The sequence below is a fragment of the Jiella avicenniae genome, assembly GCF_021390325.1.
GTDB lineage: Bacteria > Pseudomonadota > Alphaproteobacteria > Rhizobiales > Rhizobiaceae > Jiella > Jiella avicenniae.
Genome location: NZ_JAJUWU010000029.1, coordinates 22,196 through 47,206, shown reverse-complemented (window position 1 = coordinate 47,206; position 25,011 = coordinate 22,196). Strand labels below are relative to the sequence as shown.

Genomic DNA, 25,011 nt, shown 5'->3' with positions numbered 1-25,011 from the left:
TTCAACGCCGTCACCGAAAGATCGGGATCCAAGAAGGTCGCGATCATCGCCGTCGCCAGAAAGCTTCTCACCGTCCTCAATGCCATGCAGAGGGACAAAAAGGCCTTTGCATGAACACAGTTGCCATTCCAAATCGTTGCAGTTCTTGCAGTCGACGCCGGTCGATCGGCTCATTCTGCCGCGGAAAGGCACTTTGATGCCGAGGCATGGATCCCGGCTCGAAGGCCGGGATGACGAAGCGTCCAGGCTTGCGACCATCCCTTTGCGCCGCTGCCAGCGGCCTTCTTCCGAGATCCCCGGTGACATTGCCAAGCCGACTGAAACCCGCCGGGTTGGATGGATCCGAAGCGGCCACCTCCGTGGCCTGATCCAGGGCGATGCCCCGCTCGTCACAAGTTTCGTCGCAAGACGAGGAGCCATCAGCGCAACCACCCCCGTCACTGGCTCAGTTCGCCGGCGATGCGGCGGGCGAAGGGCCAGGGGTTGTCGCGGCGGTTGGGGATGCTCTGGCGGTCGCCGCCGGTGAGCGAGGCGAGGGGGCGGACGTGATCCATGTGGCCGCCGAGGGCGGCGTAGTCGGAGAGCCTCAGGGTGAATTCCAGCGGCGCGACGAGGGCCGGGGTCGGCACGTAGCCGAAGGCGTTTTCGGGCAGGCGGGTGACGTCGACCATGAAGGTGATGCCGCCGCCCGGCCACAGATAGACCGGCGCGCCGCCGCAGGTGACGTTGGTGAGCGCGTCCTTGATCGAGCGCGTCAGGCGGACGGGATTTTCCGTGACGCCGGCGCGCAGCGAGCCGCCGGCGCCGCCGATGAAGAGCACGGTGCACAGCGCCGGCTCGCAATTTTCGGCGATCCGCTCGACCGGCTCGATCAGCGGCTCCGGCATCGCCATTTCGACCGGGCGCAGCGCTTCGTCGAGTTCGTAATAGGCGGCGTGCTCGCCGGTGGTGGAAACCATCAAAAGCCGCAGGCCGGGGAAGGCGTGTTTCGGATCGAAATCGCCGAGGATCGACAGGGGGTCGGAGATGTTGGTGCCGCCCCAGCCGGTGCCGGGCTCGGCGACCTGGAAGTAGCGGCCGGGGGTGGAGCGCCGGCCCTTGAGGCGGATGCCGGTCGGCGGGATGTCGAGCATCTTGCCGGCCTGGTGCTCGGAAAGGACGCCGGTGATGTGATCGTCGACCACCACCACCTCGTCGGCCTTGCCGAGCCACTGCTTGGCGAAGATGCCGATGGTGGCCGAGCCGCAGCCGACGCGCATGCGGGTCTCGGTCTGGCCGTTGACGATCGGCGGCTTGCCGGCCTCGACGACGAGCGTCGCGCCGCCGTCGACGGTCATCTCGACGGCCTGGCCGTTGGAGAGGTCGAGCAGCGCCTGGCAGGTGACGCGGCCTTCCTTCTTGGAGCCGCCCGTGAGGTGGTGGACACCGCCGAGCGACAGCATCTGCGAGCCGTATTCGCCCGTGGTGACGTGGCCGATCTGTTCGCCCGACACCCGGACGGGGCTCGCCTCCGGCCCGACGAAGCGGTCGGTGTCGATCTTCACCTTGACGCCGCAATAGCTGAAGATGCCCTCGGTGACGACGGTCACCATGTCGACGCCGTCGATCTCGGAGGAGACGATGAAGGGGGCGGGCTTGTAGTCAGGATAGGTCGTACCGGCGCCGATCGCCGTGACGAAGCGTTCCGGGGTCTGGACGATCGTGCCGTCCCAGTCCGCCGGCCGGGTGAAGGGGACGACGTCGGTGCCGCCGGAGATCGCCTGTTCGAGCAGGACGTGTGGATCGACGCGCACCAGCTCGCCGGCGCGATTGGCATAGCGATCGCAGGCGCCGGTCATGCCGGGCTTGATGTAACACATGACCGGGCAGGCGTCGCAGCGGATCTTGTCGTCCGCGACGGGGCCGGCAGCTTGTTGCGAGGACATGTCCACCATCGCTTCGACCACCATTCGTTCGTATACAAACAATCATGCCGGCAGCGTCGATGTCAATCGCCGTGTCGGCCCGTGGAACTCGCGGGGGAAGGCCGGTGCGGCGGCTCCGTCGTCCCGCAGCCGGCGGGCGGCCGGAACGATAGCCGGCTTCAAGCAAGCGTTTTGACTTCGTCCTGCCGGCGCTCAGATTGAGCCGATGTGCCCCCGACCATCGGGCGAGCCCCTGCAGCCGGAGCGACGACGCTGACGGATCTCTCTTGTCTTTCCAGGTGTTTGCGCCGCGCCGACGCGCTGACGAGGCGCCGCTCAAGGGCCGCGGTCTGCGGTCTACCGCAGTGAGTGGGTCGCAATCTCCACAGGAAGGGCTCGACTATCAGCCCTTCGAAACCGCCTTCGCCGGTGCCCGGCAGGCGGGGCTGTTCCGCGCGGTGGGCGGCCTCTACGACCGCGAGGGCCGGCTCGGCGATCGCTGGCAGACGATGCTCGCCCGTCTCGCCGAGGCCGGGGGCCGGAACCTCAATCTCGGCCGGCTGCTGGAGGGACACGCCAACGCGGTCCAACTCGTTCGCCTCTATGGCGACGAGGCCCAGAAGGCCCGGATCGACGACGCTCTCGAAGGGGACCGCATACTCGGCGTCTGGGGCGCCGACGGAGCACCGCCCGCATCGGTCGGGGACGGCGCGGAGGCTGCGATGCTCGCCGGCGGGAAACGCTATGCGTCGGGGCTCGGGACGGTCTCGCTGGCGCTGGTGCCGATCGCCGGGGCGGACGGCGTTCAGCAGCTCTTCCTCGTTCCGGCCGACGAGGCGTTTCGGCAGGACGTCTCGGGCTGGCAGATGAGCGGCATGCAGGAATCGGCCTCCGGCAGCTTCTCGCTCGAAGGAATCGCCGCCGACGCGGCGACGCGTCTCGGCCGGCCCGGCGACTACAGGATCGAGCCGTTCTTCGAAGGCGGCATCTGGCGCTGCGCCGCGGTGCATCTCGGCGCCGTCGAGGCGATCCTCGGGATGATGGCCCGCCATCTCGACGGCAGCGGCCGGCTCGACCATCCGCTGCAGGCCGAGCGGCTCGGCCAGGCGGTGATGCATGCGCGGACCGCCCGGCTCTGGGTGGAAGACGCCGCCCGCCGGATCGAGGCGCCGAAGCCGGACGAGACGATCCCGCAGGCGGTGGCGGCGTCGTCCTATACGCGGCTGCAGGTGGAGCGGGACGCGCTGGCGGTGATGGAACTCGCCCGGCGATCGGTGGGTCTTCCATCCTTCGCCAGCGGCCATCCGCTGGATCGGGCGACCGCCGACCTGTCGGTCTATCTGCGGCAGGCCAATCCGGACGCGCTGCTCCTGAACAAATGCCGCGCGATGGCGGAGGCCTATCTGTGATGGACGAGACCTCGTCGGGACTTCGACCCGAGCAACGGCCCGGAAGCTGGGGCGCCTTTCGCGCCCGCTGCGATGCGGCGCCGCGGGCGGATGCGGCGCGGCTCCTCGGCGAGGGCGGGCTGGTCGTCATCGCGCCGCATCCGGACGACGAGACTTTCGGCGCCTCCGCGCTGCTTCTCGAAGCGGCCCGAAGCGGCCGGGCCGTCGGCATCGTCGCGGTGACCGACGGCGACGCCTCGCATCCGAACTCGCGGAAGGTGCCCGGTGCGACACTTGCCGAGATCCGGCGCGCCGAACAGGAACGGGCGGTGGCGGCCCTCGGGGTCGGCACGGCGCGGTGGCTGCGGCTCGGTCTGCCGGACGGCGCTGCGAAGCGATCGGCCGGCTTCGCAGCGGCAGCGGAGAAGATCGCGGCCTTCTGCGACGAGGTCGGGGCCGGCACCCTTTCGGCGCCGCATCCGGACGATCCGCATATCGACCACCATGCCGCAGCCGAGCTTGCCGAAGCCGTGCTGCGACTGCGGCCCGGATTGCGGCTTTTGTTCTATCCGATCTGGTCGATGCGCCTCGACGACGACGCGCCCTATCGCAGCGACGGGCTTCTGCCGTTCCGGGTCGCCACCGACCCGGAGGCGAAGGCACGCGCCACCGCCTGCCACCGTTCGCAGCTCGGCGAGGTGGTCACCGACGATCCCACCGGCTTCACGCTGCCGGACTTTTTCCTCGAGGCGCAAAGCGAGCCGGAAGAGGTGCATGTCTGGGCGACGCGGCCGGGGGTGCCGCCCGGAGCCGAGCATTTCGCCGCACTCTATGCCGATGGGGGCGATCCCTGGGAAGCGCAGCGTTCCGCCTACGAGGTGGAAAAGCGGGCGGACAACCGCGACCAGCTCGAACGGCCGCACTATCGGCGCGGCCTCGACATCGGGTGCGGCGAGGGCCATCTCGCCGCCGAACTGGTGGCGGCCGGCAAGGTGGCGGCGATGACGGGGCTCGACCGCGATCCGTCCATCGTCACCCGTGCCGAGCGCCGGTACGGTGCAGACGCGCGGTTGCGCTTCTGCGCCGGCGCCTTGCCGGCCGACCTGCCGGAAGGGCCGTTCGACTGCGCGATCGTCTCGGAGGTTCTGTATTTCCTCGACGCGACGGACATCGCCGCGACCGCCGGCGGGCTGGCCGGTCGTCTCTCACCCGGGGCCGACATTCTGGTCGTCAGCTATCTCGGGCCCACCGATACGCCCCTGTCCGGCCGCGAGGCGCACGATCTGTTCGTCGCCTGTTTCGGCCGGCAAGTCCGGACGATCAGCCGGCGTGCTCGGGAACGCTATCTGGCCGAGCTGCTGCGGTTCTTGCCAGAAGCCGGCGCAGCGCCGGAAGGTGACGGCACATCTCGCTGAACCGCATCGGCGTCCGTCGCAGGCAGGGCAATTCGGCTTCGACCCGGAACCAGGCCATCTTGCGGGCCGGCAAAGCGGCAAGCTCATCCGCCCGCTCCCGCGGCAGGCCGCGCCCGACGAGGACGGCCGCCACACGCCGGCGGTTGGGCTCGCCCTCGACGAGGCGGCGCAATCGCAGCCGGCGGTGCAGGCGGGCGGGCGTTTCCAGCGCCTCGTCGACGAGGGGATCGGCTTCGAGGCGGTTGCGACGCAGTTCCGCCGAAAGGCCGCCTTCCGTCCGGCTGTCCAAACGGCAGGAGGTTGCGACGCGCGGGTCCTCGTCGTGCCTGATCCGCAGGCCGAAGGCTTCGAAGCGGCGCCGGAGCGCCCAGTCCTCGGCGAAGGGCACGGGCGGGAAAGGCCCGGCGATCCGATAGGCCGACCGCGTCACCGCGAAATTCGCCCCGCCGATGCCGCCATGGTGCGGCCAGGGATTGTCGGAATCGGGAAACCAGAGCGCTGCGATTTCCCGGCCGAGGCGCCGATATTCGCCGATTGCGGCGTCGCGCTGCGGGTGGAGAGGATCGACGGCCGCGACCTCCGCCTCGATGAAGTCGATCGGGCCGCAGACCATGTCGAAGCCGCGCCCGAAGGCATCCTCATAGGCGCGCCTCAGTCCCGGCAGGACGACGCTGTCGGCGTCGGTCGAGAAAATCCACGAGGCGTTCGGCGCAGCGAGATCGGCGAGGTCGAAGGCGAGCGTGCGCGCCTTCGGAGCAGAACTCGGCTCACCGCGCCATTCGACGCAGACCGCCGTGAGGGCACATGTGAGTTCGCCGGCGATCGACTGGACGACGGCGAGGGTGTCGTCGAAGGTGTCGTTGACCAAAAGCAGAATGTGGAGGACGGCGCCGAATTCCTCGTCGAGGGAGCGGATCGCCGCCGCGATCCGGGCGGCTTCGTCGCGGGCGGGAATGCAGGCGACCCATCGCGTCGAAAGGGCGACGCCGGGCCAGCGCTCGACGCACGTCAGCTCGGCACCGTGCCGGAAGACGAGATCGCTGAAACCGCAATTCATGGCCACCCACGCAACGGGGACGACAGCGCCCCGCGCCGATAAGGGCGCGACCACTGCTTTCGTTGCGTCAGGGAAAGGCCAATAAACGCTAGCCGACATACGGTTTCGTGCCGACCGATCCGACCGTTCGGGCGTCGGTCTCGCCGAGTGGACCGGCCCGGTTCCCAGACGCGCGCGGAGGATTGCCCGGCGGCGTCTTCCGGCGCAGGCCGAACGGCAGTCGGACCCGGCCTACTGGCCGAGCCCGAAGATTTTCAGAAAAAACTGCGGCGGGCCCACCAGCCGGTGCGGCGCGGCTTTCCTTCCTCGCCGCTTTCCTCCTCGCGCGAGGAGGTGACCACCGGCTCCTTGCTCGGCGCCGGTTCGGGCGTGTCGTCGTTGGCAGCGGGTTGCTCCACCGCTTCGATCTCGCTCGAGGCCGGCTCGGCAGCCGGCATCATGGCCGATGTCTCCGCACCGTCGATGGAGCCGAGCGCATCGGATGCCGCCGGATCCATGGCCGAGGCCGCGTCGTCCGTCGACTGCGAAACCTCGGTGGCGGGCATCGCGGTGCTCACCGGCTCGGGATCGCCGGCGCCCTGCGAACCGACGTCGCCCACGGCGGCATCGTCGGACGCCTCGGTTCCGGACGGCTCGATCGTCGTGCTGGTCACCTGAACGGTGGTCTCGCGCGAGAGGCTTTCGGTCTCGGCGACGACGGTTTCCGTCACCGCCAAGGAAGCGCCCGCGTCGGACACTTCGGTGCCGGCTTCGCCGATCGGCGAGACGCCGCCGTTCGACACGTCCGCCGCCCCAGCCTCGACCGAAGTCGCGGCGACCGCCTCGACGGGCCGGTCCTCGGGCACGGCTTCCAGGTTGTCGGTGCCGGCCTCGTCGCTTCCATCGCGATGGCGGCGTCCGCCCCGCCGGCCGCGCCGGCGACGGCGCGAGCCGCGATCGTCGTCGTCGGAGTCGCCACCCGTCTCGGATCCGGCCCGTGCGCCGCCTTCGTCGTCGCTGCGACCGTCGGCGAGGTCGTCCTCCTCGCCGTCCTGGGCGTCGTCGTCATCGGAGCCGGCCTCGGACGAGGCATCGCTCTGATTGTCCCGGCCTTCCTGCCGGTCGCCGCGCCGCCGCCGGCGCCGACGACGGCGACGCTTGCCGTCGCCTTCGTCCTTCTGCTCGTCGGGGGCCTTCGTCTCGATCGTCTCGGCGACGCTCTCTTCCTCTTCGGCCACCTCGATCTCGTCCTCGGCCGAAACCGATTCCGGATTGACCACCTCCTGGCGGATGATCGGCTGCGCGGCGGGCGCGCCGTGCTCGATCGCCACGGCCTGGTGGCCGGCGGCCTCGTCCGCCTCGATGGTGATCCTCAGACCGTAGTGCTGTTCGAGCTCCTCGATCCGCTTGCGCTTCTCGTTGAGGACGTAGAGCGCCGTCGCCGTCGGGACCTTGACCACGAGATCGTGGGTGGCGTGCTTCTGCAGATGCTCCTCGATCGAGCGCAGGACGTGCAGCGCCAGCGAGGAGGCCGAGCGGATGTGCCCGGCGCCGCCGCAGATCGGGCAGGGCTGCATGGTGGATTCGAGGACGCTGGCGCGGATGCGCTGGCGGCTCATCTCCAACAGGCCGAAATGCGAGATCTTGCCGACCTGGATCCGCGCACGGTCGTTCTTCAGGCAGTCCTTGATCTTCTTCTCGACGGCGCGGTTGTTGCGCTTTTCCTCCATGTCGATGAAGTCGATGACGATGAGCCCGGCGAGGTCGCGCAGCCTGAGCTGCCTCGCGACCTCCTCTGCCGCCTCCAGATTGGTCTGGTAGGCGGTGTCCTCGATCGAGTGCTCGCGCGTCGAGCGACCGGAATTGACGTCGATGGCGACCAGCGCCTCGGTCTGGTTGATGATGATGTAGCCGCCGGACTTCAGCGTCACATGCGGCTGCAGCATCTTGTCGAGCTGGGTCTCGATCCCCTGACGGGCGAAGATCGGCGTTGGATCGCGGTAGGGCTGGACCACCTTCGCCTGGCTCGGCATCAGCATCCGCATGAAGTCCTTGGCTTCGCGGTAGCCACCTTCGCCGGCGACGAGGATCTGGTCGATGTCCTTGTTGTAGAGGTCGCGGATCGAGCGCTTGATCAGGCTGCCTTCCTCGTAGACGAGGGCGGGGGCGATCGAGGAGAGGGTGACGGTGCGCACCGTCTCCCACAGGCGCATCAGATATTCGTAGTCGCGCTTGACCTCGGCCTTGGTGCGGTTGGCGCCGGCCGTGCGCAGGATGATGCCCATGCCGCGCGGCACGTCGAGCTCGCGCACGACGTCCTTCAGCCGCTTGCGGTCGGCGGCATTGGTGATCTTGCGGGAGATGCCGCCGCCGCGCGCGGTGTTCGGCATCAGCACCGAGTAGCGGCCGGCGAGCGACAGATAGGTGGTCAGCGCCGCGCCCTTGTTGCCGCGCTCTTCCTTGACGACCTGGACGAGCAGGATCTGCCGGCGCTTGATGACTTCCTGGATCTTGTACTGCTTGCGGGCGCGCACCTGGCGGACCGGGACTTCCTCCATGGCGTCCTCGGAGCCGAGATCGTCGATCTCCTCGGCCTCTTCGGAATCCTCGTCGCCATTGTCGGCATCGGCGTTGCGGCCGCGGCCCCGCGGCCTGCGGCTGCGCCGGCCCCTGCGGTTGCGGCCGCCATCGTCCTCGCTCTCGTCGGAATCGCCTTCTGCCCGGCCGGCGTCGTCGCCGTCGGACTCGGTGGTCTCGCCGTCCGTCGAATCGCCGTCGCCGCGCCGGGCCTCGACCGCTGCGTCGGGCCGATCGTCAGCGGAAACGGTCTCGTCGGTGTCGGGACGTTCGGCTGCGGCCTGCACGTCGCCGGCTTCGGCTCCCTCGACGGTCTCGGCGATCGCATCGCCGTCGGTCCGGCTTGCCGCCTTGCTGCGGGAGCGGCCGCCGTTGCGCGAGCGGGACTTCGGCTTGATTTCCTCGGCGTCGTCATCGTCGTCGCCGCCGCGTGCCAGTTCCTCGGCGATCAGGGCTTCGCGGTCGGCCTTGGGGATCTGGTAGTAGTCGGGATGGATCTCGGAGAAGGCCAGGAAACCGTGGCGGTTGCCGCCATATTCGACGAAGGCGGCCTGCAGCGACGGTTCGACCCGCGTGACCTTGGCGAGATAGATGTTTCCCTTGAGCTGCTTCTTGTGTTCCGATTCGAAATCGAACTCTTCGATGCGGCTACCGCGGACGACGACGACGCGCGTCTCTTCCTGGTGGGACGCGTCGATCAACATTTTGTTTGCCATCAGATGACTCCCCGGCGCTCGCGCAAGGGACACGCATCCGGCATCTCAACGCCTGGCGGTCTTGGAAAGGGCGCGAGCCCGAATGGGCCGTGCGTTGGCGCCGCGACGCATCGATCGCACGCTGATGACCGGCCGCCTCGAAGCGGGCGCAGGGCAATGGCATACAAAGCGAATCGGACAGGGGCGGCAACAACACGACCTTATAACAACAGGTGACCGCCGTCTGGCGGCCGATGGAACGCCTCAACCGCGCTGCCGCCGAGCGGACGTGCGCATCTTGAAGGACGAAGCGTGTCGATCGCAGTTCACGCTGCGGCATCGACGGAAATTCTCGACACGAGGGGATGGTGGGACGCGGCATCGCCCGCCGGGCATCGCAGGACGCCACCACGGACGTCGCCCGCGACTGCACCCGAAACCCTTGCCGGCGAGGAGCGATTCCCTGCCACCTAGAACCTCGATCCTGCTTTTATGACGGGTTATTGATCATGACAAGGGCACTGCCTGTTCGGAAGGCGTCGCAAGGCTCGTCCGGCGTCCGCCGGGCGAGCCCCGGACAAGCCTCGCGGCCTAGGTCTGGCGGGCGACGTCGTCGACTTGCCTGCGGAGGCCGTCGAACGCCGGAGGCCGTCCGGCATCGCGCGGGCACGGTGCCGTCGTCCATGGCGTCTCCGGCGACCGCCGGCGGCGAGACGGAGACTGAGCGCCGCCCCTCGGGGCCGCGTTCAAATCTTCGCGCCGCGTTCGTCGCCCCGTCTCCGATCGCGCGACGATGTGCTATGGCCCCGGCCTGCGGGAGGGCGCCGCTCCGGCCCGGCATCGCGCCGCAAGGGCGCGCAACGAATGAATCAAGGGGGATGTTGGCATGGCCACCGGCCGCCTCTCGGCTCTCGTCTTCGCACTTCTCCTGTCGCTGCCCCTGGTATCGAGCGCCGTTCCGGCCCGGGCGGCGGGCGAGCGGGTGATCACCCGGATCGAGCCGGCGGCCAGCGAGGAGGGCCTGGCGGTGCGCTTCACCCTGACCGGCAAGGCCAAGGTGCGCAGCTTCGCCCTGAAGAATCCGGACCGCATCGCCATCGATTTCGAGAATGCCGTCCCGGCCGTGCCGTTCGACGATTTGCCCGACAATCCGCTGGTCTCGACGGTTCGCCACGGCCTCGTCACCGCCGATCGCTACCGGGTGATCTTCCGCCTGAAGGCGCCGGCCGTCGGCATGCTGTCGGAGCGGGGCGAGGGCGGTGGCGACGTCGTCGAACTGACGATCCGGCCGGGCGGCGGGCAAGGTGCGCCGGGGCCGTCTGGATCGGCCGCCGCGGCGGCGAAGCCCGATCACGCCGCGAAGAAGGCCCCCCACGAGGCGGCCGCGGAACGGCGCCTGACGATCGTCATCGATCCCGGCCACGGCGGCGAGGACAAGGGAGCGGTGTCGCCCTCGGGGACGATGGAGAAGACCATCAATCTGGAAAACGCCCGGATGCTGCGGGACGTCCTCAACGGCTATCCCGGCGTCGATGCCGAGCTCACCCGCGACGACGATACCTTCATCCCGCTCGACGACCGGGCGGAGATCGCGCGGCGGAAGGACGCCGACCTGTTCCTTTCGATCCACGCCGATTCCATCCACTACCAGTCCCTGCGCGGCGCCACCGTCTACACTCTCTCCGAGGACGCATCGGACGATCTGGCCCGGCAGATCGCCGCCAACGAGAATGCCGCCGACCGCTACGCGCCGGAGGGTTTCCAGCAGGGTTCGCCGGAGGTCTTCGACATCCTCCTCGATCTGACCCGGCGGGAGACCGTGAGCTTTTCGGAGCATTTCGCCGCGGCGCTGGTGACCGACCTGTCGAGGCACGAGATCGACCTCATCAACCGCCCCAAGCGCTCGGCCGGGTTTCGGGTGCTGAAGTCGCCGGACGTCCCCTCGGTGCTGATCGAGATGGGATTTCTGTCCAATTCGGACGACGAGAAGCTTCTGAAGAACGGCGAATGGCGGGCCAAGATCTGCCGGGCCATCGCCGAATCGGTCATCCAGTTCTTTCGCGGCGGCAAGGCCGACGCCCTGAAGGCCGCCGAGGCGAAGAACTGAATTCTTCAGGCCTCACGAGGCGTTATGCGGGTTTTTTCGGTGGATGCCGCAACGAAGCTGCGTCCCCGCGTGCCGCGGGGCCTGCGCGGAGCTTGACAGCGGACCGGCCGTCTGTGGCAATTCCGCAAGTTTCGGACGCGAAAACCCGGATAATCGCCTTCATCCATGGCAGTGCCGCAATTTGCGGTCATGGCTGACACAGTTCCACGGCATCGATCGGGGGCGGGGACGGCCAGGGCCGTTCCGACGGGGGCAGGACGGCCGGACGCGGACGTTCGCAGACACCCGGACGGCAACCAGTTGGGAACCGTCCGGACGGAGTTTCGATGATCAGGCTGATCGGCTATTTCTTCGGCATTGGCGCCGTCCTTTTCATTCTCGTCGCCGGCGCGGTCGCCTGGTATGTCGAGCGGATGTCCGAGGGGCTGCCGGACTATCAGGTGCTGGCGAAGTACGAGCCGCCGGTCACGACGCGCTTTCATGCGTCGGACGGCCAGCTGATGGCGGAATACGCCACCCAGCGGCGGCTCTTCCTGCCGATCCAGGCGATTCCCGACATGGTCAAGAACGCCTTCCTGTCGGCCGAGGACAAGAACTTCTACACCCATCCCGGCATCGACATCGAGGGCGTCGGCCGCGCCGTCATGGTGCTGGCCAAGGGCGGCCGGATGCAGGGCGCCTCGACGATCACCCAGCAGGTGGCGAAGAACTTCCTCCTGACCAACGAGCGGACCCTCGACCGCAAGATCAAGGAAGCGATCCTGTCGCTCAGGATCGAGCAGGCCTATTCGAAGGAAAAGATCCTCGAACTCTATCTGAACGAGATCTATCTCGGCATGGGCTCCTACGGCATCGCCGCCGCGGCGCTCGCCTATTTCGACAAGTCGGTGACCGAGCTTTCCGTCGCCGAGGCGGCCTATCTCGCGGCGCTGCCGAAGGCCCCGGAAAACTACAACCCGTTCCGCGACTACGACCGGGCGATCGATCGCCGCAACTGGGTGATCACGCAGATGGCGGCCAACGGCGTCATCACCGACGATCAGGCGGAGACCGCCAAGGAGACGCCGATCGAGGTCAATCCGCGACCCTCCGGCACCTATCTCGCCTCGTCGGAATATTTCACCGAGGACGTGCGACGCGAGATCGTCCAGCGCTACGGTTCGAAGTCGCTCTACGAAGGCGGCCTGTCGGTGCGCACGACGCTCGATCCGACCCTGCAGAAGGAAGCGCGCTCGGCGCTGCAGAACGGCCTCATCGAATACGACCAGCAGCGCGGCTATCGCGGCCCGGTCAAGACCCTCGACATCGGCAGCGACTGGGGCGCCGAACTCGGCAAGCTGGACGCCCTGTCCGACGTTCCTGAATGGCGGCTCGCCGTGGTTCTGGAGGCGGGGGCCGACCAGGTCAGCGTCGGTCTGCAGCCATCCCGCACGGTCTCCGGCTCGCTCTCCAGCGAGCGCGACATCGGCACGGTCGCGCTGGCCGACATGAAATGGGCGCTGCGGCTCAACACCAAGGACAGGAAGGGTTCGGTGCGCGCGGCCGACGACGTCCTGTCGCGCGGCGACGTCGTCTACGTCCAGAAGAAGGGCGAAGGCGACGGCTACCGGCTGCGCCAGCCGCCGAAGGTGCAGGGCGCGATGGTCGTGATGGAGCCGGAGACCGGCCGGGTGCGCGCCATGGTCGGCGGCTTCTCCTACGCCCAGTCCGAGTTCAACCGCGCGAGCCAGGCCTATCGCCAGCCGGGTTCCTCGTTCAAACCCTTCGTCTACTCCGCCGCGCTCGACAACGGCTACACGCCGGCCTCGGTGATCATGGACGGGCCGATCTCGCTGCCCGACGGAAATGGCGGCTACTGGACGCCGTCGAACTACGGCGGCGGCTATGCCGGTCCCTCGACCCTGCGGCTCGGCATCGAGAAAAGCCGCAACCTGATGACCGTGCGCCTCGCCAAGGACATGGGCATGGATCTCGTCGCGCAATATGCCGAGCGCTTCGGCATCTACGACCATCTGAAGCCCTATCTGCCGATGGCGCTCGGCGCGGGCGAGACGACGGTGCTGCGGATGGTCACGGCCTATTCGGTGATCGCCAATGGCGGCCGCTCGATCGAGCCGTCGCTGATCGACCGTGTGCAGGACCGCTACGGCCGCACGATCTACAAGCACGACCAGCGCTTCTGCGCCGACTGCAACAGCCGCGAATACGACGGCCAGGGCGAGCCGCAGCTCGTCGACGAGCGCGACCAGGTGCTCGACCCGATGACCGCCTACCAGATCACCTCGATGATGGAGGGCGTCGTCCAGCGCGGCACGGCAACGCGCGTCAAGGCGCTCGGCGTGCCGATCGCCGGCAAGACCGGTACCACCAACGACGAGAAGGACGTCTGGTTCGTCGGCTTCACCCCCGACCTCGTCTGCGGCGTCTATCTCGGCTACGACAATCCGACGCCGATGGGCCACGGCGCCACCGGCGGCGGCATGGCCGCGCCGGTCTTCATCGACTTCATGAAGGAAGCGCTGAAGGGCAAGAAGCCGGTGGACTTCAAGGTCCCCGAGGGGATGGAACTGATCGCGGTCAACCGCAAGACCGGCATGCGGGCCTCGGGCTCCGGTTCCGACGTCATCATGGAGGCCTTCAAGCCCGGCACCGGCCCGGCCGACAGCTACCAGATCATCGGCGACGACGAGATTGCCGGCGACGGTTTCGGCACGCCGACGGGTCAGGTCTCGCAGCAGGCCGAACAGGCGATCTCGCAAGGGGCGGGCGGCCTGTTCTGATCGGCCGCTCTTCCGCCGCACCGCATGTTGACGCCCCGCCGGGTGCGCCGGTAAGACCCGGCTCATCCAGAGCGGGCGTCGCGCCGTCCCATTCGACGCGGCACCCACGAACATCGCAAGGAGAATGCGGCATGCGTGCCGAGATCGAGACCCTGGTCGACGAAATCAAGCAGGCCATAAGCCTGCTGAGGAGGCATCTTTGACTGGGATCGTTCCCTCAAACGCTTCGACCAGCTGAATCAGAAGGCGGAAGATCCGTCGATCTGGAACGACCCGATGGAAGGCCAGAAGCTGATGCGCGAGCGTCAGGAGCTGGAATCCTCCATCACGGCGATCCGCCGCCTGGAACAGACCCTCGCCGATTCGATCGACCTCATCGCCATGGGCGAAGAGGAGGGCGACCAGGAGATTGTCACGGAGGCCGAGAAGGCGCTTCGCGAGGTGAAGGCCGAGGTCGACAAGCGCCAGGTCGAGACGCTGCTCTCGGGCGAAGCCGATTCGAACGACACCTATCTGGAAGTCCATTCCGGCGCCGGCGGCACCGAGAGCCAGGACTGGGCCGAGATGCTCGAGCGCATGTACATGCGCTGGGCCGAACGGGCGCGTTTCAAGGTCGAGGTGCTCGAAGAGCATGCCGGCGAAGAGGCGGGCATCAAGTCGGCAACGCTGTTGATCAAGGGCCACAACGCCTATGGCTGGGCGAAGACCGAATCCGGCGTGCATCGCCTGGTGCGGATCTCGCCCTATGACAGCCAGGCGCGGCGGCATACCTCCTTCGCCTCGGTCTGGGTTTATCCGGTGGTCGACGACACGATCGACATCCAGGTGAACGAGTCCGACTGCCGGATCGACACCTATCGGGCGTCCGGCGCCGGCGGTCAGCACGTCAACACCACCGATTCGGCGGTGCGCATCACCCACGTTCCGACCGGCATCGTCGTCGCCTGCCAGCAGGAGCGCTCGCAGCACAAGAACCGAGCCACCGCCTGGAACATGCTGAAGGCGCGGCTCTACGAGGCCGAGCTCGAAAAACGCGAAGCCGCGGCGAATGCCGAGGCCGCGTCGAAGAGCGACATCGGCTGGGGCCACCAGATCCGCTCCTACGTGCTGCAGCCGTATCAGATGGTGAAGGACCTGCGCACCGGCGTCGAAAGCACCAGCCCGCAGGACGTGCTGGACGGCGACATCGACGCCTTCATGGAAGCGGCGCTCGCCCAGCGGGTTCACGGCGGCAAGGTCGACGTCGAGGACGTCGAGTAGGGCGCAGCCGGACCGACGGCCCGATACCTATGGAAAGCGACGGGCCGGCATCGCATCACGCGGTGCCGGCCCGTCGCCTTTGGGATGTGCGGTATCGCGACGGCGCTCAGCCGAATTCGCGGATGCGGTCGCCGAGGCGGAAGAACTTCGCCGGGTCGACGGCCTTGTCGTTGCGGCGCACCTCGTAATGGAGATGCGGGCCGGTGCTGCGGCCGGTCGAGCCGACGGAACCGATGGTTTCGCCACGGGCGATGGTCGCGCCGACCTTCACGGCGATCTTCGACATGTGGCCGTAGCGCGTGGTGATGCCGTCGCCATGGTCGATCTCGACCATGTTGCCGTAGCCGCCGTAGGAGCCGGCCTTGATCACCTTGCCGGGCGCCGTCGCGCGGACGGCGCTGCCCTGCGGCTCGGCGAAGTCGATGCCGGAATGAAAGGCGCTGCGGCCGAGGAACGGATCGGCCCGGACGCCGAAGGTGGAGGAGATCAGCCGCGCCGGCATCGGCCGTTCGAGCGGCAGGCTCTTCGTGACGGCGGCGACGCGCTGCAATGCGTCGAGCGCCTCGTCGAGTTCGGCGACCGACTGGTCGAAGGCGTCGACCGCGGGCACCGGCTCGTAGGGACCGCCCTGCGCGCGCTCCTCGTCGTCGTCGCCGGGCACCCGGATTCCCGCCGCCGCCAGCGCCGAGGATATGCGCACCGCCCGGCCGCGGGCGGTCGAGGCCAGGGCCTCGAGGTGACGGATCTGGCCGAGTTCGGCGACGCTGATCGCCTCGCCGATGCGTCGCAGGCTGTCGTCGGAAATGACCTCTGCCGGCTTGCGAACGAGGCGCGCCGACTTGGCGACGGTCGATGCCGCCGGGACCGGCTCGGCTTCGGCCCTGAGGCGGGCGAGCCAGTCGACCGGAGCGGGATTTTCCTGCGGCGCGAAGGCATTGGCGGCGGGGGCGTCCGGCATGGCCTCGACGGGGGCCTCGACGGGGCCCTCGGCGTCGCCGGTGCCGTCGCTCTCGGCGAGGGACAAGGAGTCCGAGGCTGCCTCGGATTCGAGGTGATCCGACGCATCCTCCTCGGGTTTGGGCGTCGGGATCGGCACGGCTGCCGCGAGCAGGCCGGTCGACTTCGCCCGGTCGAACAGCGGGCGAAGCCGCTCGTAGCGGGCGGTGAGTTCCTCCTGCTGCTCCAGGAGGACGTCGACCTTGCTCTCCACCATCTTCTGGGCGAGGAACTGCCGGCTGGTGGCGCGGTCGAGTTCGGCCCTGAGCGTGGCGATCCGCTCCTCGTATTCGTGGCGGACCTGCCATTGCCGTTCGGGCGCGCCGGCGTCCTCCGGGGCCGCGGCGACGTAGCCGAAGGGCGCGGCGAAGGCAGCCGTGACGATGGCGGCGGCGAGCGCCGAGCCGAGCAGCAGGCGCGTGCGGCAGACGGTGAAATGCCGGACGTGCTCGCCCCGCGCGATGATCACCGTGTGGGGCTCTTTGCGTCTACCGAAGGTGCTCGTCAGCTTGCTCGCCTGCATCGACCCGATCGCTTCTGGGCGGCCCGAAGGGGCTCTCTCGTCGAGGGCGATTAGAAATCCTTAAGGTTAACGTTTCGTTGGCAACCACCCGATGAAATCAGTCAGAGCTCAGCGCGAGCGGGGCGACAGCGAGCGATAGAAGGTCGGCGTCAGCCCCGCTTCGGCCCTCGCGCGGTCGTTGAACGGGGCCTTCACCTCGCCGCGGAAACTCTCCCGCACCAGGAGGCCGAAGCGCTCGGCGGCATTGACGTTCTGGCGGGCGCAGAGAAAGCGGAACCACTTGGCGCCGATGGCGACGTGCTTCTTCTCGTCGCGATAGATGATCTCCAGGATCTTCGCCGTGTCGAGGTCGCCGACGGCGGTGAGCTTGTCGATCATCGACGGCGTGACGTCGAGGCCGCGCGCTTCGAGAATCAGCGGCACGACGGCGAGCCGGGCGGACAGATCGTGCGCCGTCGCCTCGACGGCCTGCCAGAGGCCGTCATGGGCGGGCAGGGCGCCGTAGCGCGAGCCGAGCTGTTGCAGCCGCCGGGAGAGGAGGCCGAAATGCTTGGCCTCTTCCAGCGCCACCGTCATCCAGCCGTCGAAGAAGCTGCGCGGCATCGCCTCGCGGGCAAAGCGCGCGACGATGTCGAGGGCGAGATCGATGGCGTTGAGTTCGATGTGGGCGAGGGCGTGGATGAGGACGATCCGCCCTTCTTCGGTATGGGCCGAGCGGCGCGGGAGGAACCGCGGCGAGACGAGTTCGGGCTCCTCCGGGCGGCCGGGACGACCCGGATGAGCCGGGTCGGTCGCCGAATGAAGGCCGAGCCGCCGGGCAAACCACAGGCGGCAGGCGAGATTCGTCAGCCGAACCTTTTCGTCGAGATCGCCCGCCGCCAGGGCGTCGATCGCGGCCTCGCGCAGCGTCGCCGGCTGCCCAGGCGAGGGTGCGGTCTCTGCTGGCGCGGTCACTTCGCTCACGCCGTCTCGGAAAGTTGGCGGGCCGCCTCGAGCACCTCTTCGGCATGGCCGGGCACCTTCACCTTCGGCCAGAGCCGCGTCACTTCGCCGCTTGCGCCGATCAGCGCCGTCGTCCGTTCGACGCCCATGTATTTGCGCCCATACATCGACTTTTCGACCCAGACGCCGAAGGCCGACAGCAGCGCCTTCTCCTCGTCGGACAACAGCCGGACCGTCAGTTCGTGCTTGTCGCGGAACTTGCCGTGCTTCTTCACCGGATCCGGCGACACGCCGAAGACCGCCACGCCGGCCGCTTCGAAATCCTTGGCCAGCTTGCTGAAATCGACAGCCTCGCGCGTGCATCCCGAGGTATCGTCCTTGGGATAGAAATACAGCACGAACGGCTTTCCGAGGACGCCTGCGAGCGAGACCATCTCGCCACGGTCGTCCGGCAAGTTGAAGTCCGGGCATTTGTCGCCGACGAAAATGGTCATCGTGTCATCCTTTCGACGCGAGAAGATTGAAGGAGCACCTCGAGGGGCATGGCGGATCGGTTGCGACCGATAGCGTACGGGAGGGGTCCTGGCCATGCCGTCTTGCTGGAGTGGGGTAGGAAGCTGTTGAGATGCGGGCGGGGCGATGCGGGCGGGGACCCGGTCGACGGTGAGGGACGGGATGCGTCCGGACGGGCGCGCGACGGACGTGGAGTTTGCCGTCCTCTGCCGGGAGCCGGCATGAGGCGCGCCGCCGGAATTTCCTGCGGCGTCTTCGCCGCCGTCCTCGTCTTCGTCGTCGGCGCAGTCGCCCTCGTCGTCGCCACGTCCTTCGGCAACCGCCTGCTCCTCGACCAGAGCGAGCGCCTGGCGGCTATGATGTTGCCCGACGGCGTCGCGGTTTCGATCGGCGGCCGCAGCGTCGGCTTCGCGGCTACCGGCAAGATCGGCCTGCGCTATGCCGACGTCGTCCTGACAGATCGTGCCTCCGGGACGACGCTCGCCACCGTCGCCGATCTTTCCGTCGACTTCAGCCTGTTCGATCTCCTCACCGACGACCTCGCAGCGGAGGCGATCACCGCCACGGGCGTCGCCGTCGACCCGGCGATTCTTTCGGGCAGCGCGGATCTCGGCCCGGTGACGACGGAGGCGATCTTTGCCGCGCTCGACCGCGCCGGCGCCGAAGTCGCCGGCATTCCGATCGAAGCGATCACCGTCAGCGATCTCACGATCGCGGGCAGCAGCCCGTCCGAGCCGCGAATCGCGCGGCTGCGGATCGACAAGGGCAACGGCGGCGATCTGCGCCTCGATGGGGCCCTCGCACTCGACGGAACGAACATCGCGGTCACCGGGTCGGCGCGGCCTTCCGACACCGGCGACGGGCTGCAGCACCTCGACCTCACGACCGATTCGATCGACCTCCCCGTCACCATCGGTCCGTCGGCGCGTCCGTCGCTGGCGGTCTCGCTGGCGCTCGGTGGCGAGAAAGGCGCCCGCCACCTGAAACTGGCCGCGGCGACGGCGATCTCGCGCGGGGCCGGCGAGCGAATCGACGGCACGCTGGGAATCGACTTCAACGAAGGCCGCGAAGAGGCGGAGATCGCAGCGGATTTTTCCGATGGATCGGACCTCCGGGCAGCCTTCGCGGGCGTCGCCGATCTTGCCGCGGGGACCGACGGCAAGGTTCCGTTCCGCCTCGATTCGACGCGGCTGGTCTCGCGCATCCGGAGCGCCGTCGCCGAGCCCGGGCCATCCCCGGAGCGAACGGCACGTCTGACGTCCCGCGGCACCATCGACATCGAGAGCGGCAGGTTGAGCATCGACGCGGCCCGGCTCGACGCCGGCACCGGCTGGCTGGAGGCCACCGCCGAAATCGGCGGGTTCGATCCGCAGGACCGGCTGGAGACGAAGCTTCGAGGAAACAAGCTCGTTGCCGCCGATCTCACCGCCTTCTGGCCGTTCTTCATCGCCGAGGGGCCTCGTGGCTGGGCAATGGAGCATCTGAAGGACGGCGTGATCACCGAAGCCGAGGTCGGGCTCGACCTGACGATCGAACGGTTTCTCGCCGTCATCCAGCCCAACACGCCGATGCGGGACGACGAGTTCCAGCTGCGGCTCGCCTTCGAGGGCGGTGCGTTCACCACCCTCAAGGACATGCCGCCGCTCGCCGACGTGTCCGGCGGGGTGCGCCATCGCGGCGACCACGCGACGATCGGCCTGGAGACCGGCACCGTCGTCGGAATGCCTGAGCTTTCGGTCCTGCCCTCGTCGCTGGACATCCAGCATGCCGGGGGCGGCGTCGACGGCGCCTTGTCCCTCAACATCGAGGGTGCCGCGGCCGACCTCGTGCGGCTGGCCGGGCACGAACCGATCATCGCCAACGCCGCCAAGGACTGGCAACCCGAGGACTTCGCGGGCAAGGCCCGCGTCGGCGTCGGAACGGCCTTCCATCTCGGCGATGAGCCGGAGACGGGATCGGAGGTGAGCGGCCTGAAATGGACCGTCGTCGCCGAATTGAAGGGCGTCGACGTCATGAAGCCGATCGAGGGACGGCGGCTGTCCGATCTCACCGGCACGGCGATGATCGCCGAAGCGAGCGCCATGGGCGATTTCACCGGCCGCATCGACGGCATCGCCGCCGACGTCAGCTTCTCGCAGCCGATCGGCCCCGATCCGGTGGGCGAAAGCTCGCTGAAGATTTCCGCGCGCCTCGACGATGGCGAGATCGCCGCACTGTCGCCGGCGCTCGCGCGCGTCGTGAAGGGTCCCGTCACCGTCGGACTGACCCGGCAGGGCAGCGGCTTCGCGGCGCGGGTCGATCTGACCGACGCGTCGATGAAGCTGCCGGCCATCGGCTGGTCGAAAAGCGCCGGCGTCGCGGGGGTTCTGACCTTCTCGGCGAAGCAGGACGGTCCCGTCTACCAGATCGACGACGCGGTGCTCGACGGCGAGGGGTTCTCGGCGACGGGATCGGCCGAACTCGACGAAGCGGGTCTGAAGTCGATGGTCCTGAACTCCCTGGCGCTCAACCGCAGCGATTCGATTTCCGCCCGCGTGACCCGGATCGAGGGCGGCCTCGGCGTCAGCATCGCCGCGAACGGCATCGATGCGCGGCCGATGCTGGCGACGCTGGAAACCGGGCTCGGCGAGAGCGGCGAGGAAAAATCCGCCGATACGGACCGGCTGCGCATCGAGCTTTCCGCGGACAGGGTCGTCGGCTTCAACGGCGAGACCCTCGAGGATGCGGCGATCCGCTACGAGGCGAGCGGCGGCCGCGTCCGTGGGGCGTCTCTGGCGGCCAGCATCGACGGCGCCCCGGTCTCGATGGTCTTCGAGCCGGCGGCCAAGGACGCGCCGGCGCTTCGGCTGGAAGCGGGAGACACCGGCGCGCTGCTGCGCTTTTCCGGTTTCTACGGCAAGATGAAGGGTGGGCGCCTGCGGGCCAAGCTCGGCACCCGGGAGGGCGCCTATGCGGGGCAGGTGGTCCTGAGCGATTTCATCCTGGTCGACGAGGAGCGGTTGCGGCGCCTCGTCGGAACGGCGCAGCAACGCTCCGACAGTCTGGCCGCCCGGCTCGGCAAGGATCTGCCGGTCGCCAACGCCTATTTCGACACGGCCTATGCCACGATGCTGTGGCGGGGCGGCCGGTTGATTCTCGACGACGGGATCATTCGCGGGCCGGTGTTCGGATCGAGCTTCGCCGGCACGCTGATCGATCCGTCCGGCCGGGTCGCCATGGCCGGCTCGTTCATGCCGGCCTACGGCGTCAACCGGCTGTTCGGCGCGCTGCCCTTCGTCGGCGGCGTGTTGGGCAATGGCGGCGAGGGCGGTCTCATCGGCATCACCTACCGCCTCGACGGACTGCTGTCCGACCCGACCCTCACCGTCAATCCGATCTCGCTGATCGCGCCGGGCATCTTCCGGCGGATCTTCGAATACTGAGGGTATCCGGCGAGGCGGAGGATCGGCACCGCGTCGTCCCCGCGTCCGACGGAAGGCGCCGGCGACGAGACTCCGGGCCGCGGAGATCCAGGTGTCTCCTCAGCGCACCCGCATGCCGGCGGCTTCGTCGAAGTGCAGCTTCGTATCGGACTTCGGCAGCGGTGCGTCGTTCTCCCCGATCGTCACGCCATATTGCCAGTCGGCCGGGCAGACGGCGACGTAGCGGGCATAGCCGCCGAGACCGCCGCCGAATTTCGGATAGCCGATGGAGACGAGGCAACCGGTCGGCGGCACCTGGTCGAGATTCGCGACACCCTCGGCCTGGGCGTAGCCATTGTGCATCAGCCAGTATTCGCCTTCGAGATCGGGGGTCGAATCGGTGTCGAGCGGCTCGTGGCCGTGGAACAGGATGTGGCGTTGCTCGTGCAGGAACTTCAGCGCGTCGAGGCCGACCTGGGGAAACTTCGTCAGGGTCGCGAGCTTCGGGTCCGGCCACGCCTTCGACCAGTCGGAGCGCACGAAGACGACCGAGCCTTCCGGGATCCGGCCGTGCTCCTTCTCCCACGCCTCGAGGTCGGCGACCTTCAGCGCGTAGTTCGGATCGTCCTTCAGCTGCTCGACGATGGAGACGACGACCAGCGGGCGCAGCGTATAGGTCGCCGGAAGCTCGTCGATCGCCGGATATTCCGGCGCCCAATGGGCCGGCGGATCGAGCTGGGTGCCGAGCTGGTCGGTCGGAAGGCGATAGTCCGTCGCTTCGAAGCCGTGCTTTTCGTATGTGTAGGTGTTGCCCTTGGCGGCGTAGCCCTCGATGTCCTTGCCGGCCTTGGCAGGCGCGAAGGTCGGATCGGAGAAACCGGCCCAGACGGGGATCTTCGGCGTGATCGTATGGGTGAGGTCGACATATTTGGCGCCCTTCAACGCCTTGTCATAGACCGACCAGAGACCCTTGCCGCCTTGATCCTGCGCGAGTGCAGGCCCCGCCAGCCACAACGCCAGGCCCAGCGACGTTACCGCCGCGGCAGCGCGTTTCGTCCCCATCCGCATGTCCGACTCCCTCCAACGGTCAAAGAGGAGGCAAGCTTATTCATGCGTCAGTCGTCTGGCCAGAGGGCGGCCAAGTGCAGCAACCACGCGCCGCGGCGACACCGGTTTCAACCCGCTCGGCCGATCACTTCACCGAGACGGACGTCGCCTGCAGGGTGAGGGGGCCGATCGTCGTCGGGATGCGGACATAGACGGGAACGAAGACGTCCGGCCGGGCGATCGGTGCGAACCAGAGTTCGATCGTCTGGTTCTTCAGAAAGCGCAGACCCTTGGACTTCTTGTCGTAGCCGCTGACGGGATCGATGCGGACGTTGCAGACCACCGCATCGCCGTCGTAGCCGCTGAGGGAGACCGTCCGCCGCGCCTTGGGCGAGAGCTTCAGGTCGAGCCGCGACCAGCCGTCGTAAAGCGGCAGGGTGCGGCGGCAGACGCTGGCGGGATCGCTGGTGCGGACCATCATGCCGCTCAGCGGATCCACCACCGAGGCGAGCTGCGAGCGCTGCACCGGCACGTAGGACGGCTTCTCGTCCGCCGATCGCTTCGGGCTGACGTTCGAGCCGGTGACCCGGCCGGAGCGGAAGCTGACGTCGCTCGACCAGCGCTTGCCGTCCGAGGTGTAGTCGAGGCCGTAGCGCTCGGGGGCGAAGCCGCGGGAGGTGACGCGACCCGACACCTGGCTGGTGCCGCCGGTCTTGGAGACCAACTGGCCGAGGCCGGCCGAGGACATCCGGCCCTTCACCGAGAAGCTGTTGCCGTCGATCTTGGTGTCGAAGGTCGCCTTGCCGATGATGAGGCCGATCAGCGCCATGCCGTATTCGGTCGTGACGACCCGGTCGGCCGCGGCGGGGGCCGTCGCGGGGGTGAGGACGACGCCGCAAAGAACGGCCAGGCTGATCGCGATTCGTCTGAACTGCATGGGATTGGGTCGCATCTTCAATGGTCGCCTCGTCTGCCGAAACGTTCACGGCAGGAGGTCGTTGCCGGATCTTACCGGTCTCACTACGAAGTTGGCGAGACCGACGAAAGCCACAGTCCCGTGTTCTTCGCTTCGACGTCGCAATCGCGCGGAAACCTTGACGCCTCTTTCGATCGCGACTATGAAGCGCCAGATTTTCCCGATCATGCCCTGAAGCGATGATCGCGCCGGATTTGAACGGCGGCGCGCGGCTCAAGGGTTTTCGATAGACTGAAAGGTGAACCGATGTCACGCGCCTGCGAACTGACCGGCAAGGCCGTCCTGACCGGCAACAACGTCTCCCACGCGAACAACAAGACGCGTCGCCGGTTCCTGCCGAATCTGTGCAACGTCACGCTGATCTCCGATGCGCTCGGCCAGCGTTTCCGCCTGCGCGTCTCGGCCCATGCCCTGCGCACGGTGGAGCATCGCGGCGGCCTCGATGCCTTCCTCATCAAGGCCAGCGAGGACGATCTGTCCCAGCGCGCCCGGCTTCTGAAGCGCCAGATCGCCAAGAAGGTCGCCGAGACGAGCGAGACGGCCGCCACCGCGGCCTGAGCGTCGAACGAGCCGCCCGTCCGGGCGGGTCAAGGTCTCTTCAGCCGAATGCCGCTCGAACGGGATCGAACGAGCGGCATTTTCGCGCCTGAAGGAGAGAATTTCGCCGCGGCGGCGCGCCGAGATCGCGCCGTCATATGATCGCTGGTTCCATCACCCAGGATAAAAAAATGGCTTCTGCCAGAATCTATGCTCTTCCGATCGCCGCCATGGCCGCGATCGTCCTCGCCTCGAACGTCGCGGTTCAGTATCCGGTCTTCGCTGAAATCGGCGGGCTGCAGCTCGCCGACCTCCTGACCTTCGGGGCCTTCACCTATCCCTTCGCCTTCCTGGTCACCGACCTCACCAATCGCCGCTATGGCCCGCGGGTCGCCCGGCGGGTGGTCTATGCGGGCTTTGCGGCAGCGGTCGTCTGCTCGCTGGTGGTGCCGCCGGTCCTCTACGATCTCGGGCTGCTCGGCTTCTCGACGACGGCCGACCGGCTGTTTCGCATTGCCGTCGCCTCCGGCTGCGCCTTCCTGATGGCCCAGCTCCTCGACGTCGCGGTGTTCAACCGGCTGCGACAGGACAGCTGGTGGCGGGCGCCGGCCGCGTCTTCGCTGAGCGGCTCGGTGCTCGATACGGTGACGTTCTTTTCCCTCGCCTTCGCGCCGCTCTTCGTCTTCCTCGGCGCCAATGACGGCTTCGCGCTGGAGAGCGCCCCGCTGCTCGGGGTGTTTTCCCTCGAGGCGCCGCGCTGGGTCTCATGGGCGATCGGGGATTTCACGGTCAAGCTCGCCATCGCCGTCTTCGCGCTGATTCCCTACCGGGTGATCATGCAGCGCTTCATGCCCTACCGACCGCAGCCGGCCTGAGGCGCGTGTCCGGCCGCGGCGCCCGTCCACAAACGAGAA

Annotated in this window: 16 protein-coding genes; 8 read left to right on the top strand and 8 right to left on the bottom strand. The window is 68.1% G+C overall.

The genetic code is table 11. The features are described 5' to 3' along the window. Positions 1–437: 437 nt before the first annotated feature. Positions 438–1,925: a 6-hydroxynicotinate reductase gene (locus tag LZD57_RS22700; RefSeq protein ID WP_233721871.1), complete on the bottom strand. Its 1,488-nt coding sequence runs from the start codon at positions 1,923–1,925 to the stop codon at positions 438–440. Positions 1,926–2,269: 344 nt separating this feature from the next. On the opposite strand from LZD57_RS22700, the gene LZD57_RS24200 reads away from it, so the two are divergent. Beyond that, a complete protein-coding gene (locus LZD57_RS24200; RefSeq protein ID WP_233721870.1) occupies positions 2,270–3,313 on the top strand; it encodes an acyl-CoA dehydrogenase family protein in 1,044 nt (347 codons plus the stop codon). Next, positions 3,313–4,707 carry a PIG-L family deacetylase gene (locus tag LZD57_RS22690; protein WP_233721869.1) on the top strand — a complete coding sequence of 465 codons (1,395 nt, stop codon included), beginning with the start codon at positions 3,313–3,315 and terminating at the stop codon, positions 4,705–4,707. The genes LZD57_RS24200 and LZD57_RS22690 overlap by 1 nt, the downstream gene beginning before the upstream one ends. Here the strand turns inward: LZD57_RS22690 and LZD57_RS22685 are convergent. Both LZD57_RS22685 and LZD57_RS22680 read right to left on the bottom strand, forming a co-directional pair. Beyond that, the gene (locus tag LZD57_RS22685) at positions 4,613–5,764 is read right to left on the bottom strand and encodes a glycosyltransferase (RefSeq protein ID WP_233721868.1); all 1,152 of its coding nucleotides are present in this window, start codon (positions 5,762–5,764) and stop codon (positions 4,613–4,615) included. The two genes, LZD57_RS22690 and LZD57_RS22685, sit on opposite strands and share 95 nt — an antisense overlap. Positions 5,765–6,018: 254 nt before the next feature. Beyond that, complete coding sequence (locus LZD57_RS22680) at positions 6,019–9,036, bottom strand: Rne/Rng family ribonuclease (RefSeq protein WP_233721867.1); 3,018 nt, start codon at positions 9,034–9,036, stop codon at positions 6,019–6,021. An 865-nt stretch (positions 9,037–9,901) separates the two neighbouring features. Here LZD57_RS22680 and LZD57_RS22675 point away from each other — a divergent pair. The 3 genes from LZD57_RS22675 to prfB all read left to right on the top strand — a co-directional run bounded on the left by LZD57_RS22675 (position 9,902) and on the right by prfB (position 15,162). Continuing rightward, on the top strand, positions 9,902–11,122 hold the full coding sequence (locus LZD57_RS22675) for an N-acetylmuramoyl-L-alanine amidase (protein ID WP_233721866.1): 1,221 nt from the start codon (positions 9,902–9,904) through the stop codon (positions 11,120–11,122). A 326-nt stretch (positions 11,123–11,448) separates the two neighbouring features. Further along, the gene (locus LZD57_RS22670; RefSeq protein ID WP_233721865.1) at positions 11,449–13,902 is read left to right on the top strand and encodes a penicillin-binding protein 1A; all 2,454 of its coding nucleotides are present in this window, start codon (positions 11,449–11,451) and stop codon (positions 13,900–13,902) included. Between the two features lie 131 nt (positions 13,903–14,033). After that, positions 14,034–15,162 (top strand): peptide chain release factor 2 gene (gene prfB, locus LZD57_RS22665; protein ID WP_233721864.1). Its coding sequence is split into 2 segments (ribosomal slippage): positions 14,034–14,102 and positions 14,104–15,162, totalling 1,128 coding nucleotides; the frame shifts between segments, so codons are not numbered across the junction. A 106-nt stretch (positions 15,163–15,268) separates the two neighbouring features. Here prfB and LZD57_RS22660 read toward each other — a convergent pair. The 3 genes from LZD57_RS22660 to LZD57_RS22650 all read right to left on the bottom strand — a co-directional run bounded on the left by LZD57_RS22660 (position 15,269) and on the right by LZD57_RS22650 (position 18,117). Further along, positions 15,269–16,681, bottom strand: a complete 1,413-nt coding sequence (locus LZD57_RS22660; RefSeq protein ID WP_233721863.1) for a M23 family metallopeptidase — start codon at positions 16,679–16,681, stop codon at positions 15,269–15,271. 108 nt (positions 16,682–16,789) lie between these two features. Continuing rightward, positions 16,790–17,635: a ferritin-like domain-containing protein gene (locus LZD57_RS22655; RefSeq protein WP_233721875.1), complete on the bottom strand. Its 846-nt coding sequence runs from the start codon at positions 17,633–17,635 to the stop codon at positions 16,790–16,792. A 5-nt stretch (positions 17,636–17,640) separates the two neighbouring features. Next, positions 17,641–18,117, bottom strand: coding sequence for a peroxiredoxin (locus LZD57_RS22650; protein ID WP_233721862.1), 477 nt, complete (start codon positions 18,115–18,117; stop codon positions 17,641–17,643). A gap of 240 nt (positions 18,118–18,357) precedes the next feature. On the opposite strand from LZD57_RS22650, the gene LZD57_RS22645 reads away from it, so the two are divergent. Next, a complete protein-coding gene (locus tag LZD57_RS22645) occupies positions 18,358–21,558 on the top strand; it encodes a hypothetical protein (protein ID WP_233721861.1) in 3,201 nt (1,066 codons plus the stop codon). A 99-nt stretch (positions 21,559–21,657) separates the two neighbouring features. Here the strand turns inward: LZD57_RS22645 and LZD57_RS22640 are convergent, their stop codons facing one another. Both LZD57_RS22640 and LZD57_RS22635 read right to left on the bottom strand, forming a co-directional pair. Next, positions 21,658–22,599: a cyclase family protein gene (locus LZD57_RS22640; RefSeq protein ID WP_233721860.1), complete on the bottom strand. Its 942-nt coding sequence runs from the start codon at positions 22,597–22,599 to the stop codon at positions 21,658–21,660. A gap of 130 nt (positions 22,600–22,729) precedes the next feature. Further along, on the bottom strand, positions 22,730–23,521 hold the full coding sequence (locus LZD57_RS22635; RefSeq protein ID WP_233721859.1) for a DUF3108 domain-containing protein: 792 nt from the start codon (positions 23,519–23,521) through the stop codon (positions 22,730–22,732). A gap of 285 nt (positions 23,522–23,806) precedes the next feature. Between LZD57_RS22635 and rpmB the strand changes: the two genes are divergently transcribed. Continuing rightward, positions 23,807–24,118, top strand: a complete 312-nt coding sequence (gene rpmB, locus LZD57_RS22630) for a 50S ribosomal protein L28 (RefSeq protein WP_233721858.1) — start codon at positions 23,807–23,809, stop codon at positions 24,116–24,118. A gap of 170 nt (positions 24,119–24,288) precedes the next feature. Further along, the gene (locus LZD57_RS22625; protein WP_233721857.1) at positions 24,289–24,972 is read left to right on the top strand and encodes a queuosine precursor transporter; all 684 of its coding nucleotides are present in this window, start codon (positions 24,289–24,291) and stop codon (positions 24,970–24,972) included. Positions 24,973–25,011: the final 39 nt, after the last annotated feature.